Source organism: Sphingomonas sp., from assembly GCF_965248875.1.
Lineage (GTDB): Bacteria > Pseudomonadota > Alphaproteobacteria > Sphingomonadales > Sphingomonadaceae > Sphingomonas.
This window is the reverse complement of the sequence record NZ_CBDFKR010000007.1, coordinates 138448-153586: the sequence shown is the minus strand read 5'-3', so window position 1 is coordinate 153586 and position 15139 is coordinate 138448. Positions and strand designations below refer to the sequence as shown.

General features: G+C 70.9%; 12 protein-coding genes and 1 tRNA gene. 4 read left to right on the top strand and 9 right to left on the bottom strand.

Annotated elements, in window-relative coordinates; all coding sequences use genetic code 11:
• Nucleotides 1–73: 73 nt before the first annotated feature.
• From ACP2AD_RS05505 to ACP2AD_RS05495, 3 genes are read right to left on the bottom strand one after another with little or no spacing between them, the layout of a single operon-like run.
• Nucleotides 74–3616, bottom strand: a complete 3543-nt coding sequence (locus ACP2AD_RS05505; protein ID WP_425229076.1) for an error-prone DNA polymerase — start codon at nt 3614–3616, stop codon at nt 74–76.
• Nucleotides 3613–5175 (bottom strand): Y-family DNA polymerase, encoded by a 1563-nt coding sequence (locus ACP2AD_RS05500; RefSeq protein WP_425229075.1) that lies wholly within the window; start codon nt 5173–5175, stop codon nt 3613–3615. The genes ACP2AD_RS05505 and ACP2AD_RS05500 overlap by 4 nt, the downstream gene beginning before the upstream one ends.
• Nucleotides 5066–5824, bottom strand: a complete 759-nt coding sequence (locus tag ACP2AD_RS05495; RefSeq protein ID WP_425229074.1) for an ImuA family protein — start codon at nt 5822–5824, stop codon at nt 5066–5068. The genes ACP2AD_RS05500 and ACP2AD_RS05495 overlap by 110 nt, the downstream gene beginning before the upstream one ends.
• 145 nt (nt 5825–5969) lie before the next feature.
• Between ACP2AD_RS05495 and ACP2AD_RS05490 the strand changes: the two genes are divergently transcribed.
• Nucleotides 5970–6044: transfer RNA gene (locus ACP2AD_RS05490), tRNA-Gly, on the top strand.
• A 111-nt stretch (nt 6045–6155) separates the two neighbouring features.
• On the opposite strand, the gene ACP2AD_RS05485 is transcribed toward ACP2AD_RS05490, so the two are convergent.
• Complete coding sequence (locus ACP2AD_RS05485) at nt 6156–6704, bottom strand: thiamine phosphate synthase (RefSeq protein ID WP_425229073.1); 549 nt, start codon at nt 6702–6704, stop codon at nt 6156–6158.
• A 21-nt stretch (nt 6705–6725) separates the two neighbouring features.
• Here ACP2AD_RS05485 and ACP2AD_RS05480 point away from each other — a divergent pair, with 21 nt between their 5' ends.
• Nucleotides 6726–7400 carry a YggS family pyridoxal phosphate-dependent enzyme gene (locus tag ACP2AD_RS05480; RefSeq protein ID WP_425229072.1) on the top strand — a complete coding sequence of 225 codons (675 nt, stop codon included), beginning with the start codon at nt 6726–6728 and terminating at the stop codon, nt 7398–7400.
• Nucleotides 7397–8056 (top strand): HAD family hydrolase, encoded by a 660-nt coding sequence (locus ACP2AD_RS05475; protein ID WP_425229071.1) that lies wholly within the window; start codon nt 7397–7399, stop codon nt 8054–8056. The genes ACP2AD_RS05480 and ACP2AD_RS05475 overlap by 4 nt, the downstream gene beginning before the upstream one ends.
• Nucleotides 8057–8094: 38 nt before the next feature.
• Here ACP2AD_RS05475 and ACP2AD_RS05470 read toward each other — a convergent pair whose 3' ends face one another.
• The 5 genes from ACP2AD_RS05470 to ACP2AD_RS05450 form a co-directional block, all read right to left on the bottom strand.
• Nucleotides 8095–9681: a lysine--tRNA ligase gene (locus ACP2AD_RS05470; protein WP_425229070.1), complete on the bottom strand. Its 1587-nt coding sequence runs from the start codon at nt 9679–9681 to the stop codon at nt 8095–8097.
• 82 nt (nt 9682–9763) lie between these two features.
• A complete protein-coding gene (locus ACP2AD_RS05465) occupies nt 9764–10336 on the bottom strand; it encodes a hypothetical protein (RefSeq protein WP_425229069.1) in 573 nt (190 codons plus the stop codon).
• Nucleotides 10337–10436: 100 nt separating this feature from the next.
• Nucleotides 10437–11747: a tetratricopeptide repeat protein gene (locus tag ACP2AD_RS05460; protein ID WP_425229068.1), complete on the bottom strand. Its 1311-nt coding sequence runs from the start codon at nt 11745–11747 to the stop codon at nt 10437–10439.
• A gap of 80 nt (nt 11748–11827) precedes the next feature.
• Nucleotides 11828–12289, bottom strand: coding sequence for a YaiI/YqxD family protein (locus ACP2AD_RS05455; RefSeq protein WP_425229067.1), 462 nt, complete (start codon nt 12287–12289; stop codon nt 11828–11830).
• Complete coding sequence (locus tag ACP2AD_RS05450; protein WP_425229066.1) at nt 12286–13968, bottom strand: DEAD/DEAH box helicase; 1683 nt, start codon at nt 13966–13968, stop codon at nt 12286–12288. Before ACP2AD_RS05450 ends, ACP2AD_RS05455 begins: the two co-directional genes overlap by 4 nt.
• A 117-nt stretch (nt 13969–14085) precedes the next feature.
• Between ACP2AD_RS05450 and ACP2AD_RS05445 the strand changes: the two genes are divergently transcribed.
• The gene (locus tag ACP2AD_RS05445; protein WP_425229065.1) at nt 14086–15099 is read left to right on the top strand and encodes a hypothetical protein; all 1014 of its coding nucleotides are present in this window, start codon (nt 14086–14088) and stop codon (nt 15097–15099) included.
• Nucleotides 15100–15139 lie beyond the last annotated feature (40 nt).

Genomic DNA, 15139 nt, shown 5'->3' with positions numbered 1-15139 from the left:
TGGCCAAGACGGGCTCCTGTCGGTGTCGCCCCTATGTGGGGCAGCGGGACGCGCTCGCCAAGGCCGTAGCGGATCAGTGGAAGTCGCGCGATTTGGGCAGGATGCGGACGTCGCGCGGGTGGTGCGGGCGCGGCGCCTGGTCGGATTCCCTGGAGGCGCGGCGATCATGGTCGCGGGTCGGCGCGAGCGGCACCGCCTGGCTGGAGACCGGCAGGTCGCGCGCGCGGCAAATGGCGGCATCGCGCGCGGCATAATGCGGCGACTTCACCACGTCGGCGCGCGCCAGTTCGGGCGCGAGCGACTCCTCGGACAGGCGGCGCAGCTCGGCGGTGCGGTCATAGGCCCCGGTCGTCATCAGGTGTATGACGCCTTCCTCGCTGCGCTGGATCACGCCCTCCAGCACGATCAGCCGCGACGCCATCACGGCGCGTCGGTTCGCCTCAAAATCGCGCGCCCACATCAGCGCGTTGGCGACCCCCGTTTCGTCCTCGATCGTGATGAAGACGGCATTGCCCTTGCCCGGCCTCTGCCTGACCAGCACGACGCCGGCGACCTTGGCGCGGCGGCCGTCGCGGGCGTCGCGCAGCTGACGGGCCGACAGCACGCCTTCGCGCGCGAACAGCGGGCGCAGGAAGCGCATCGGATGGTCCTTTAGCGACAGCCGCGTGGTCTGATAATCGGCGACCACCTCCTCCGACAACGGCATCGCCGGCAGCTGCGCATCGGGCTCCGCGCCAAGCTCGACGGCATCGGTCGCGGCGAATAGCGGCAGCTGGCTGGGCGGCGTCCGCCGCACCTCCCAGCCGCCGTCGCGCCGGTTGTGCCCGAGCGAGCCCAGCGCATCGGCGTCGGCCAGCAGCCGCAGCGCCCGCGGCGCCACGCGGCGCGCGATGTCCTCGATCGTGGCGAACGGCGCGTGCGCGGCGATCACCCTGGCCCATTCTTCGCGAAAGCCGTCGATCTGGCGCAGGCCGAGCCGAATCCCGAAAGCGCCATCTCGGCGCACGCCGGGGTCCCATTGCTTGCCGCCCCGCACCGGATTGGGCGGCCGCGTCGACCTGTTCGCCCAGCCAGGCGTCACCGTCGCCAGCGCATTGTCCCAGCCGCTGGCGTTGACGTCGATCGGCTTGATCTCGACGCCATGCTCACGCGCGTCGCCGACCAGCTGCGCGGGCGCGTAGAAGCCCATCGGCTGCGAATTGAGGATCGCGCAGCCGAACAGCGCCGGGTAGAAACATTTCAGCCAGGACGAGACATAGACCAGCCGTGCGAAACTGAGCGCATGGCTTTCGGGAAAGCCGTAGGACCCGAAGCCCTCGATCTGGCTGTAGCAGCGCTCGGCGAACGCCGTTTCGTACCCGCGTCGCACCATCCCGCCGACCAGCTTCGCCTTGAAATCCTCCATGCCGCCGACATGGCGAAAGGTCGCCATCGCCTTGCGCAGCTGGTTGGCCTCGTCCGGCGTGAACTCGGCCGCGACGATGGCGAGCTTCATCGCCTGCTCCTGAAACAGCGGCACGCCATAGGTGAAGCGGAGCAGATCGCGCAGCTCGTTGGGATCGTGCGGGGGCGAAGGCGACGGAAACTCTGCCACCTCCTTGCCGGCGCGACGCCGCAGATAGGGATGCACCATGTCGCCCTCGATCGGCCCGGGGCGGACGATCGCGACCTGCACGACCAGGTCGTAGAACTCGCGTGGCTTGAGGCGCGGCAGCATGTTGATCTGCGCCCGGCTCTCGACTTGGAACACACCGATCGAATCGCCGTCCTGCAGCATGTGATAGACCTGTGCGTCCTCCTCGGTCGCGATGGTGTCGAGCTGCGGATCGGCGAGCCCGGCGTCGCGCAGCAGATCGAACGCCTTGCGGATGCAGGTCAGCATCCCGAGCGCGAGAATATCGACCTTCATCAGCCCGAGCGCGTCGATATCGTCCTTGTCCCATTCGATGAACGTGCGGTCGGGCATTGCCGCATTGTGGATCGGCACCGTCTCGTCGAGCCGGTTCTGGGTCAGCACGAAGCCGCCGACATGCTGCGACAAATGACGGGGATATTGAAGCAGGCGACCCACCAGATCACCCAGCCGAGCCAGTCCCGGCTGGGCAGGATCGAACCCTGTTTCGGCGAAACGCCGATCCTCGAACCGGTCGGAAAAACTTCCCCAGACCGTACTCGTCAACCGCTGCGTCACATCCTCCGTGAAGCCCAGCGCCTTGCCAACCTCGCGCACCGTCGAGCGCGGGCGATAGTGGATGACGGTGGCCGCGATCGCCGCGCGATCGCGGCCGTAGCGGGCATAGATATACTGCATCACCTCTTCGCGGCGTTCATGCTCGAAATCGACGTCAATGTCGGGCGGCTCGTCGCGCTCACTCGACACGAAGCGGGAGAACAGCAGGTCGTAGCGCATCGGATCGACCGAGGTGACGCCGAGCAGGTAGCACACCACCGAATTGGCCGCCGAGCCGCGCCCCTGGCACAAGATGCCGCGCGAACGGGCAAAGCGGACGACATCGTGGACGGTTAGGAAATAGTTGGCGTAGCGACGCTCGCGAATGAGCCTGAACTCTTCCTCAAGCGATCGCGCAACGCGATTTGGTATGACCGGCCCGTATCGATCGCGTGCCGCTGTATTGACGAGCAACTCTAGCCAGTCGTGCGCATCCCACCCGGTCGGCACCGGCTCATTGGGATATTCATAGCGCAGCTCGGCTAGGTCGAACCGAATGCGCGCCAGCAGCTGCAGACTTTGCGCTACCGCGTCCGGGCATCGATCGAACAGACGCCGCATCTCGGCGGCATCCTTCAGATGGCGGTCACCGTTCGCCGCTAGCAGGCGTCCTGCCTGCTGCACGGTCACGCCCTCGCGGATGCAGGTGACGACATCGTGCAGGTCGCGCACGTCCGCCGTCGCATACAGCGCGTCGTTGGTGGCGAGCAGCGGAACGCCTGCGGCATCGGCCACCGCAGCGAGGCGAACGAGGCGGCGGCGGTCGCAACCATGGCGCGGCATATCGACGCCCAGCCACACCGCGCCAGGGGCACGACGCGCTAGCAGACGCAGCGTCGCATTCAGGCCGGCATCCTCACGCGGCGGCGGAACATCGACACCCGGCATGGCCGTCGCAGGCCGTGCGCTGCTGACCGGCATCACGATCAGCAGCAGTTCGTCCAGATGGTCGAGCAGATCGTCGAACCCGAGCAGGCAGCCGCCTTTTTTGGCACGGCGATTGCCAACCGTCAGCAGGCGGGTGAGCCTGCCCCAGCCATGCCGGGTAGCGGGATAGGCGATGATGTCGGGCGTGCCGTCGGCGAAAACCAGCCGCGCACCGACCGCCAGCTTGAAATCAAGCGGCGGCAGTTTTGCGCCGAGCAGCCCTTGTTTCGCTTCCCGCAACGCGATCCAGGCACGCACAACACCCGCGACCGTGTTCCGGTCGGCAATCCCGATTCCCGCCAATCCGATCTCGACGGCGCGCGCGACCATTGCCTTGGGCTGGCTGGTCCCGTCCAGAAACGAGTAGCTGGTTGCAGTCGCCAGTTCCGCGAAGGCTGTCTGTAACGGGTATGTCTTTCCTCCGCCGGACGGCTGAGCCGGAAAGGCGACAACGCTCACGCGAACAATCCGTGGACGAACCAGCGCGGCGCTTCGGCCGCGCCGAACAGGCCGTGGCGGAAGATCCAGAAGCGGCGGCCGCGGCGGTCCTCGACGCGGTAATAGTCGCGGGCGCGCATGCGGTCGGCAGCGGCGGCGTCATGCCGCCACCATTCGCCGGCGATCCGCTCCGGGCCTTCGGCACGCGCGATCTCGTACAGCGTCCGCCGCCAGCGGAAGCGGTGCGGCGGGCCGTCGGGCACTTCGGCCATCACCGCCTCGATCGGCTGCGGCGGATCGAACAGGTGGATGGGGCGGAGCGGCGGTTCGCCGGACTCGAGCGCCGGCCACGCCGCGGGCGGCGCGACGGCGCCGGCTGGCAGGGTCAGTTCGGCCTGTTCGGGCTGATGACTGTCGCGCGGCGCAAAGCGACGGACCCGGGCGCGGCCGAGCCGCGTGGAAAGCTGGTCGACCAGCTGCAGGACCTCATCGCCGCGGACGCGCCCGCCCTCCAGCCGCAGCTGCGCCGCGTCCAGCCGCTCGGCCAGCGCGACGTCCAGGCGCAGCATGTCGTAACCGAACCCCGGATCGAGCGGATCGGCGAGCGTGTCGATGCGCTCGCGGAACAGCCGCATCAGCATTGGCACGTCGCGGATGGGCCGGCCGGTCTCGACGCGCAGGCGCTGGATCTGGCCGTCGGCCCGGAACAGCCTCGCCTCCCAGCGGCGGCCGCCCTGATGCCGCTCTGCCAGTGTGGCCGCTGCATCGGCGGCCAGCTCGGCCAGCACCTCCAGCGCATAATCGGTGCGGGCGATCGGCTCGGCAAAGCGCCGCTCGACCGACACCGGCGGCGCCGCCGCCCGGACCCTGACCGGGGCCGCCTCCTCGCCTGCCAGCCTGCGGATCGCGGTCACCGCCGCTTCGCCGAACCGCGCCGCGATGCCCGACAGCGGCCGGGCCATGACCTCGCCGACCGTCTTCAGCCCGGCGCGGGCCAGCGCGGCGCTCGCCTCCTCGTCGAGCCCGAGGGCAGCGACCGGCAGACGCCGCACCGCGCCCTTTTCGTCGGGCGCGGGCGCACCGGCGAACCGCGCGAGCGCCAGCGCGATGGCCGGGGTGTCGCCGAACGCCTGCCGCGCCAGCACGCCGCGCCGCGCCATGCGCCGCTCGACATCGGCGGCAAGAAAGCGTTCGCCTTCAAAGGCATGGACACAGCCGGCGATGTCGAGCACCAAGGCGTCGGGCGGTTCGATCGCCACCGTCGGCGTGTAGCGCACGCACCCGTCCGCGAGCCGTTCCAGCCACGCCAGATCGGCATGCTGGTCGTGCGCGAAGATGGCCAGCGCCGGCACGCGCGCCTGCGCATCGGCGAGCGTCAGCCCGGCCTCCAGCCCGGCCTGTGCGGCGGCAAGGTCGACCGCCGTCAGCCGCACCGCGTTGCCGGCCGTCTCCGTAAAGGCGATCGGCGCGTCAGCCCCATGCACGAAGAGGTGCGGGCGCGTCGCGCGCAGGCGCTCGATCGGCAGCCACGGAAAGACCAGTGCCAGATAGCGCCTCGGCGTCGAACGATAATGTGTCACGGTCCCACTCCACGCGCCAGCGCTGCCCGGATGGGCCGCCGCGCCGGCGTTGCAATTCGATCAGAAAGGCGGGGCGGCCGGGCGCATCGGCCGCCAGCGCCGTCGACGGGTGCCCCGCCACGCCCCAGCGGGTCGCCGCCGCGCTCGGCGCCGGCTGCCCGTTGACGCGCAGCAGCAGCACGGTGACGCCCGACGCCTCGGCGGCGAGCTGCAGCCGCCTTGTGGCGGTGAGGTCCAGCCCCGGTGCCCGGCCCCAGCTCTCCACCATGACCGCGCCCAGCCCCCCGCAGCGCGCGGCGTCGGCGGCGGCGCGGAGCAGCGCGCCCTCGTCGGGCGCCAGCACCTGCACCAGCATGTCGGGCTCCAGCCCTAGCTCGCGCAGCCCGGTCGCATGCAGCCTCCCGCCGCGCCGTTGCGCTTCCTCCGTCCTGATCCACAGCAGCGGCATCGCCTTGGCCGCCAGCGTCAGCGCGGTCGCAAAGCCGGCAACCGACGCAGCATCGTCGCTGTCGGCCGCGAACAGCTCATGTACCTGCGCCCGCGCCAGCCCGTCGGCGATCCACGCCGTCGCCGCCGCGGGTGGCGCATTGCCCTGTCCGGCGGCGATACCGCGCAGGTGAGCGATGAGAGCGGGCGCTGAGTCGGCCATTTCTGTTCTTGTAATGTTCCTTTGATCGAGTCGGCAACCCTGCGACTCAACATCGGTCCGAACAGGCTTGCGGGGCACAAGGGTCGCTGCTAGACGCCGCGCCTCACCCGCCCGCAGCGCATCGTCGCTCGGGCCCGGCGCCAGAGCGGGCGTAGCTCAGGGGTAGAGCACAACCTTGCCAAGGTTGGGGTCGAGGGTTCGAATCCCTTCGCCCGCTCCAGCGCAGCGCGCATGTGATTAGCGGCCGCCAATCGCAGATGCGCAAGCACGGCCGGCGGGGCGGCGGCAGCCGAATCCGTTCGACGTCACGGCGTGGTCCGCCGCGGCGGCCCTATTTCAACCAGGCATCGATCCCTGCCCACCCGTCGAACCCCAGCCGACGCACCTGTCGCCACCGCCGCGCGTCCATGCCGCCCAGCGCGATCCGCACCACCGGCAACCCGCGCCCGATCCGCGCCGCCTCTCGCGCCGTCAACACTCTGCCGCCCGGATGCGACCGCGTCGCGAACAGCGGCGATATGAACAGCACCCGCGCGCGCGCTCGCACCCCGGCCCGCGCCCGCCGCCGGTCATGCGCCGCCCAGCTCACCGGCCGCCCTCGCCACACCGGTCCCCGCACTGGTCCCTGCACTGGTCCATGCACCCCATCCGCCCCCGGCAGCAGCCCGCCTGCGCTCAGCACCAGCTGGCGCCGCGCCCGTGCCCGCCGCCGTACCTGCACGAACACCCGCAGCCGCCCGGCCGCCGGCGTTGCGTAATGGCGGAACACCACCCCGCCTCCCGGCGGCAGCAGCCGCAGCGCTCGCCACAGTCCGTCGCCCATCCGCTCGTCGGTCATCAGCCACCGCGACGGCCAGTGCAGAGGGTAGCCGCCGGACACGCCGAGGCTATAGCGGCGCGCATGGCTCCCGTCCCTCCCGCGCTCGCCGACGTCCGGACCCGCCTCGCGCGCGCGGCGGCGCTGGCCGGGCGCAGGCCCGGCGCCGTGACGCTGATCGCCGTCTCGAAAACCCAACCGGCCGGCGCGATCGAGCCGTTGCTCGCCGCCGGCCAGCGCGCGTTCGGCGAGAACCGCGTTCAGGAGGCGACCGCCAAATGGCCCGCGCTGCGCGACCGCTATCCCGATGTGGCGCTGCACCTGATCGGGCAGCTGCAGTCGAACAAGGCCGATGAGGCGGTGGCGCTGGCGGATGCGATTCACAGCGTCGACCGGCCGTCGCTGGTCGCGGCGCTGGCGCGGGCGATGGACCGCGCCGGGCGACGTCCCGCCTGCTTCGTGCAGGTCAATATCGGCGAGGAGGCGCAGAAGGGCGGCTGCGCGTTGGCCGACCTGCCCGCACTTATCGCACAGGCGCGCGCCGCCAGCCTGCCGCTGGCCGGGCTGATGTGCCTGCCGCCCGCCGGGCTGAAGCCCGCGCCCTATTTTGCGCTGCTCGCGAAGCTGGCGCGCGATCACGGCCTGACCGGGCTGTCGATGGGCATGTCGGACGATTACGACACCGCCGTCATGCTGGGCGCGACCCATGTCCGCATCGGCTCAGCGCTGTTCGGTGTGCGCGAGGAGCCAACGGCATGAAGGTCGACGCACTGCTGTTCGATTTCGACGGCGTGCTCATCGAGAGCGAGTGGGCGGGCAACCAACAGATCGCCGGCTGGCTGTCAGCCAACGGCCACCCGACGACGACGCAGCAGTCGATGGACCTGTTCATGGGGCTGAGCGGCGCGAGCTTTGTCGCCGCGCTGGAGCGGCATATCGGCGGGCCGTTGCCCGATGCCTTCGCCGCGGCGCGCCTGGAGGAGGACGAGCGCGTGCTGCGCGAGGGCGTTGCAGAGGTCGCCGGCGCGGCCGCCTTTGTGCGTGGGCTGCCCGCCGCCCTGCCGCGCGCGATCGTGTCGTCCAGTTCGACCAGCTGGATCGAGGCGCATCTGTCGCACCTCGGGCTGCGCGACGCCTTTGCCCATATCTTCAGTGGCAAGGAGCATGTCGTCCGCGGCAAGCCTGCGCCCGATCTGTATTTGTACGCGGCGCGGGCGCTGGGCGTGCCAATCGAACGGTGCGCCATCATCGAGGACTCGCCGGTCGGCGCGACCGGTGCGGTGGCGTCGGGCGGCTATGTCGTCGGTCTGTGCGCGGGCCGCCACTGCGCCGCCGGTCATGGCGAGCGGCTGCGCGCGATCGGCGTGGCGGCGGTGGCGACGAGCTTCGACGAGGTCGCGGCGCTGCTCGCCTGAGCCCGGTTTTAACGCGCGAGCGCGGTCGCGATGCGGCGTCAGCGCGCAAGCGCGTCCGCGATCAGCGCGCGGGTGTTCGCGATGCCGTACAACGCGACGAAGCTGCCCATCCGCGGCCCCTGGCTCGATCCGAGCAGTGTTTCGTAGAGGGTGCGGAACCAGTCGCGCAGCGCCTCCTTGCCGAATGCCGTCTTGCCGGTCTCATAGACTAGTGTCTGGATATCGTCCGCCGCCGCATCGGCGGGGAGTGCCGCTAGCCCCTTGTCGAGCAACCGCAGCGCGTCCGCCTCACCCGGCTCGGGCGCGCGCTTGTGCAGGGTCGGCGCGACCGCCGCCGCATGATAGCGTATCGCAAACGGGACCAGCGCCAGCAGCGCCGGATCGTCCGCCTGCCCGGCGGGCAGGTATCGCCGAAGATAGCCGCGCACCTGCTCTTCGCTGGCGTCGGCGCCCAGCACGCCGACCAGGTTGAGGAGCAACCCGAAGCTGACCGGCGGCACCTGCGCCGGGGGTGCGCCGTCATGGACGTGGTGGACGGGGTTGCCGAGCCGCTGCTCGACCGGTTGCGCGGCATAGTCGGCAACCGACTTCCAGTAATCGTCGACCGCGCGCGGGATCACGCCCAGGTGGAGCTGCTTGGCGCGCTTGGGCTCGCGATAGATGTAATAGGCCAGGCTCTCTTCCGGCCCCATCGCCAGCCATTGCTCGATCGACAGGCCGTTGCCCTTCGACTTGGAAATCTTCTCGCCGCGCTCATCGAGAAACAGCTCATAGACCAGCGTCTCGGGCTTCCGCCCGCCCAGGATTTGGCAGATGCGCCCGCCCAGCTGCGCGGAATCGATCAGGTCCTTGCCGTGCATCTCGTAATCGACGCCCAGTGCCGCCCAGCGCATCCCCCAATCGGGCTTCCACTGCAGTTTGGCGCGGCCGCCCAGCACCGACTGTTCGACCCGCGCGCCGTCGCTGTCGGTAAAGGCGATCGTCCCCGCCTCGGCGTCGACCACCGCGACCGGCACCTGCAGCACGGCCCCGGTCGCCGGGCTGATCGGCAGCACCGGCGAATAGGTCGCGCGCCGCTCCACCCCCAGCGTCGGCAGCATCACCGCCATGATCGCATCATAGTGGCGCAGCACGCCCTTCAGCGCGCCGTCGAACCGGCCGCTCGCATAATAGTCGGTCGAAGAGGCGAACTGGTAGTCGAATCCGAACTGGTCGAGGAACGCCCGCAGCCGCGCGTTGTTGTGCGCGGCGAAGCTGTCGTGCGTGCCGAACGGATCGGGAATGGCGGTCAGCGGCTTGCCCAGATGCGCGGCAAGCATCGCCTGGTTGGGCACATTGTCAGGCACCTTGCGCAGCCCGTCCATGTCGTCGCTGAACGCCAGCAGTTGCGTCGGCTGGTCGCTCAGTGCGGCAAAGGCATGGCGCACCATCGTCGTGCGCAGCACCTCCTGAAACGTGCCGATATGCGGCAGCCCCGACGGGCCGTAACCGGTCTCGAACAGGATCGGCGCGGGCTTGCCGTCCTGGGCGGGCTTGCCGTCGGGATACCGCGCCAGCAGCTTGCGCGCCTCCTCGAACGGCCAGGCCTTGGAGGAAAGGGCGGCGGCGCGGCGATCGTCGGACATGGCCGCGTCACGTACCGTCAAGGAGCGGGCGCGTCACCCCGGCCGCGCCCGCTCCGCTCCCCTGCCCCCCGCCGGGGAGAGCTCAGCTCCAGGGCGCGATCCCGAGCGCGGCGAAGTCGCTCGCCGACAGCCGGTCGCCATGGTTCGATTTCGCGCCCGGGTTCCAGCCCTTCTGGATATCGGCATGACTGATGATGCCGTGGACGTTGCGCTCCATCTTGTTGACCTGCTTGACCGAGGGCGGCCCCTTGCGCGCGATCCCATGCGTGTCGCAGATCCAGCCGACCAAGAGGTTGCCGATCGCAAGCTGATAGTTCGACAGCGGCACCGCATTGTAATCCTCGGCATCGGCGGACTGGAACTCGATGCCGATATATTTGGCATTCTCGCCGCGATGGTGCGCGGTCTGATAGGCGGTGTCCTCATATTGGATCAGCCCGCCCCAGGGTGTGGTGCCGCCGGCGGTGCGGACCCCGCTCGACGGCTCCGTGCCGACCATGAAGTGCGGGTATTTGCCCGAGGTGACGAACTTCTGCGCTTGGCCCCACCCCGTCCGGGTGCGATGCAGCGTGATCCCGAACGGCGCGCCTTCGGGAAAGGCGGCGGCGGCGCCGCCGCGGTGTTGCGCAAATTGTGCATAGGGGCAGATTGCCATCGTCTCACTCCTGCGGTCAGCCGGATGTGACCGGACCGGGGCTGACAGTGCTAGTCGCAATCCGTCGCAAAGCGTCGCAATGCGCTAAAGCGGCGATGCCTCAGCCCAGCGGGGGCGGCCGGAGCGTGCGCAGGGCAGCCGTAATGACCGGATCGGTTCTCCACCGCAGGGCGATCCGGCGGAAGTAGCCGGCCTCGCCCCACTGCTCGCCCCGCCGCGCCGCCGCGCTCAGCGTCGTGGCTACGGTCTCCCGGTCCGCCGCCAGCCCCGCGACGAAGGCAAGCTGCGCCTGATCCGGCGTGGTGCGCGCATGCGTGATCAAGGCCGCAAGCAGCGCCGGCGCGCCCCCGCGTGCCCAGGCCGCGCGCTGCTGCGCGACATCTGCCGCCAGCGCCGGGGTCGCGCGCAGCGCCGCCCAGGCCTCGCGGTCGGCGAGATAGCCGGTATAGTCTCCGCCCGCCAGCCGCACGATGCTGCGGCAGTCGCGCGCCTCGACATTGGCCGGGTCGGCGGCCACCACCGCGTCCAGCTGAGCAAGGGCGGTCTGGTCCCGGCCTGCCGACCAGTTCGCCCAGGCAAGGTCCGCCGCGATATCGCGCGACCCCGGGTCGAGCAGCCTCGCCCGGTCGAAGGCCTGCATCGCGGCGGCGTCCTGGCCATTGTCGGCCAGAATGTTCGCGAACCAGAAATGCGTCTGCGCATCCGCCGGGTCGCGCGCCAGCGCGCCCGCGAACATCCGCCCTGCCCGCACGCGGTCGCTGTCGCGCCAATAGGCGATGAAGCCGAGCGCCCGGTCGGCGGCGGGCAGCCCGGGCGCCAGCGCCTCGGCGCGTGCCGCCGCACGCCCGGCACGCGAAAAGCCGTCTGCATCGGCGAGCGACCCCACTTCCCGCTGAAGCAGATACGCGTCGGCGAGATCGGCGAACGCCGGCGCGAAGCCGGGGTCGAGCGTCGTGACCCGCTGCAGGAGGGTGACCGACGCGGCGAGGCTGGCGGGCGTACGGCGCGCCCAATCGTCGCGCCCGGCGACGAAAATCGCCGCTACCCGGGGGTCTTGCGGCAGCGCGTCGCGGGCGTCCGCGGGCGCGCGGAACAGCGCCAGCCAGGCCGCCGCGCCGGCCAGCGCCGCCATCACCGCCGCTGCGGCGACGATCGCGCCGCGCCGCCGCCGGGCCTGCCGCCCGTCCGGAACGGCCACGGTTTCGGGCAGCGCCAAGGGCGCGATGGCCTCGTCCAGCCGCTGCGCCCAGTGGTCCAGCTCGCCGCGGAACGCATAGACGGTGCGCGTCTTGCCGCCCGGAATGGCATGGACCGGCAGCCCGCGCTCGGCCGCCCAGCGGATCACCGTCGAGCGGTCGCGGCCGAAATGGCGGCCGATCTCCTTCCAGCCGTCGATGCGGTCAGCGGTCAAAGGCAGGCCATCCGCGCTCGTTCGATCCGGCCTAGCCCGACGCGGCAGGCCAGACAAATCGAAAGGCGCGCCGTCAGCGGCTATCGGCCTTCCCGCGCCAGCCGGACGAGCGCGGTGTCCAGCGCCTGCAGGAAGCGCGAGCGATCCTGCTTCGCGAAAGGCGCGGGGCCGCCCAACTGGTCCCCGCCCGCCCGCAGGTCGGCCATGATCGCGCGGGTCGCGATCGCGGCGCCGATCGAGCTGGTGGTGAAGGGCTTGCCGGTCGGCGACAGCACCGTCCCGCCCGCTTTGAGGCAGCGGTCGGCGAGCAGGATGTCGGCGGTGACGACCAGCGTCCCGGCATCGGTCCGTTCGGCGATCCAGTCGTCGGCGGCGTCGAACGCATCGCCGACCACGGTCCGGGCGATCAGCGCGTGGTCGGGGACGTGCAGACGGCTGTTGCTGACGATCGTCACCGCCACCGACCGGCGCAGCGCGACGCGGTAAATCTCATCCTTGACCGGACAGGCGTCGGCGTCGACGAGGATATGGACGCTGCTCACCGATCCTGGGGACGTCGTGACATGCCGCCACGCGGGGGCGCTGGCGGGCTCATCCCGGCCGGCGCGCGCTCGATGCGGATGCCGCTCTCGTCCTCGCCGCCCGCCTTGGCGGTGCGCGCCACGGCGGCGGCGAACTTGCCCGCGACGCCCTGGGGCACCTGGAACCAGGTCTCGCCCGCGCCGACGCGGATCGCGCCGACCTCGTTGCGGGTGACGTGACCGCGGCGGCAGAGCAGCGGCAGAACCCAGCGCGCCTCGGCGCGCTGCCGCCGGCCGATGTCCATGCGGAACCAGACGGTGTCGTCGAAACCGGGCCGGTGGTGCGCCTCACCATCCGTGCCCGCCCCGCCTGCGGCCCGGCCGCCCCGTGGCGTAGCCTCGATCAGCTCCTCGGGATCGGGCAGCGCGCCGCGATGCGCGCGGATCAGCAGCGCCGCCAACTCCGCCGGGGACTTCTCGGCCAACAGCCGCTCGCCCAGCGCGCGGTCCTCCTCGTCGATCTCGACCGGCGCGAGGAGGCGCTCCAGCAGCCGCTCGCGGTCGCGCGCGCGGATGTCGTCGGGGGTCGGCACGCCCACCCATTCGGCGGCGATCCGCGCCGACTTCAGCATCATCTCTACCCGCCGCCGCCGCGGATAGGGGACGATCAGCACCGCCGTGCCCTTGTTGCCCGCGCGCCCCGTCCGTCCCGACCGGTGCTGCAGCGTCTCCGCGTCGCGCGGCAGCTCGACATGGACGACGAGGCTGAGCGACGGCAGGTCGATGCCCCGCGCCGCGACGTCGGTCGCGACGCAGACACGGGCGCGGCCGTCGCGCAACGCCTGCAACGCGGCGTTGCGCTCGCTCTGACTGTGCTCGCCCGACAGCGCCACCGCCGCAAAGCCGCGCTCGATCAGGCTGGCATGGAGGTGGCGGACATTGTCGCGGGTCGCGCAGAACAGCATCGCCGTCTCCGCCTCGTGCAGGCGCAGCAGGTTGATCGCGGCATGCTCGATGTCCGCAGGCGAGACCGCGGCCGCCTGATAGGTGATGTCGCCATGCCCGCGCTCCTCATCCAACGTCGACAGCCGCAGCCCGTCGCGTTGATAGCGCTTCGCCAACGCCACGATCGGCCGCGGCATGGTGGCGGAGAACAGCAGCGTCCGCCGTTGGGCGGGCGTCGCGTCCAGGATCTCTTCCAGATCCTCGCGGAAGCCCATATCGAGCATCTCGTCCGCCTCGTCGAGCACGACGACGCGCAAGCCCGACAGGTCCAGGCTGCCACGCTCCAGATGGTCGCGCAGCCGCCCCGGCGTGCCGACGACGATATGCGCGCCGCCGCCCAGCGCACGCCGCTCCTTGGCCGCGTCCATGCCACCGACACAGGTCGCGATTCGCGCCCGCGCCGGGGCGTAGAGCCAATGCAGCTCGCGGCTGACCTGCAGCGCCAGCTCGCGCGTCGGCGCGACGATCAGCGCGAGCGGCGTCGCGGCCGGCGGCAGCGCGTCGCCGTCCAGCAGCTGCGCGGCGAAACCTAGCCCGAACGCCACTGTCTTGCCCGACCCGGTGCGCGCGGAGACGATCAGGTCGCGCCCCGCGGCCTCGGGCGTGAGCACCGCGGTCTGGACGGGGGTGAGCGTGTCATAGCCACGCGCGGCGAGCGCCTCGGCGAGCGGCGGCGGAAGATCGGGAAGGGACATGAAGCGGTTTAGATGGGCGCGCCCGGCGTCCGGGGCAAGGCGAACGCGGCGCGGCTCGTTCCGGCGCTCGCGCTTTTCGCTGTCCTACAAGCGTCCGTCTGTGCCCTACGCTGTCCGATGGCGAACCATGATCACCGCAACCGCGCGCCCGTCCCGATGGACGGCCGCGCCCCTGCCACCCTCGGCGGCACCCTCGACGCCAACGGCTTCGATCCGGCCGAGTTCGAATGGCGTCCCGTGCCGCGACGCGCGCGCCGCGACGGCTGGACACCGGAGGTGCAGCAGCGCTTCATCGAGGAACTCGCCCGCACCGGCGTCGTCGAACGCGCCTGCGAGGCGGTGGGTATGTCGGTCGGCAGCGCCTATGCGCTGCGTACCGCGCCCGGCGGCGAAGGATTTGCTCGTGCCTGGCGCGAGGTGCTGATCCACGCCGCCGAGCGCGTCCTCGACATTGCCTTCGAACACGCGATCGAGGGCGAGGAGGTGCCGGTGTTCGACTGTGACGGCATCCGTACCGGCGCGAAGCGCCGCTACAACACGCGCATGGCGATGTTCATCCTGCGCGCCTATTTTCCCGAACGCTTTCGCCATGCCCATCAGGATGTGCGCCGCGCCGACGAGCCGCCGCCGCCGCCGCCCGTGCCGTTGCCCGTCGTCGTCACGTCGCTTGCACCGGTGACGCCCCCGGCGCCGCAGCTGATGGCGACGCCAGAACGGCTCGACGACATGATCGAGAACGCCCGTATCCTGCAGGACTATGACGAGTCGTTCCAGCCGAGCGACCGCCAGCCTTACAAGCACCGCCGGGTGGCCGACACCCACCCTGCCGTCAGCCGGCGCGCCACGCGCAAGCGGACGTTGCGCCAGCAACGCGAAGACCGGCAGGATTACATGCTCGGCCTCGATGCCGATGTGCCCGTGCCCCCGCCAGGTGACCCGCACAGCGGCTATAGCTGTCGGGTCCAGGCGGAAAAGGAGCGCGCCCGGCTGGAAGCGGCCGCGGCGGAGGAGGATGAGGACGCTCTGCTGGACGACGGCGACCTGTTCGGTGATGAGGAAGAGGGCGACGCAAAGGACGGCGAGGAGGAGGATGGGGACGCGCCGGCTGGCGATGCTTCAGCCTCTACTTAGCCTCTACTTCCGCTGATCGCGGCAGCCCGCGGCCCGGGGG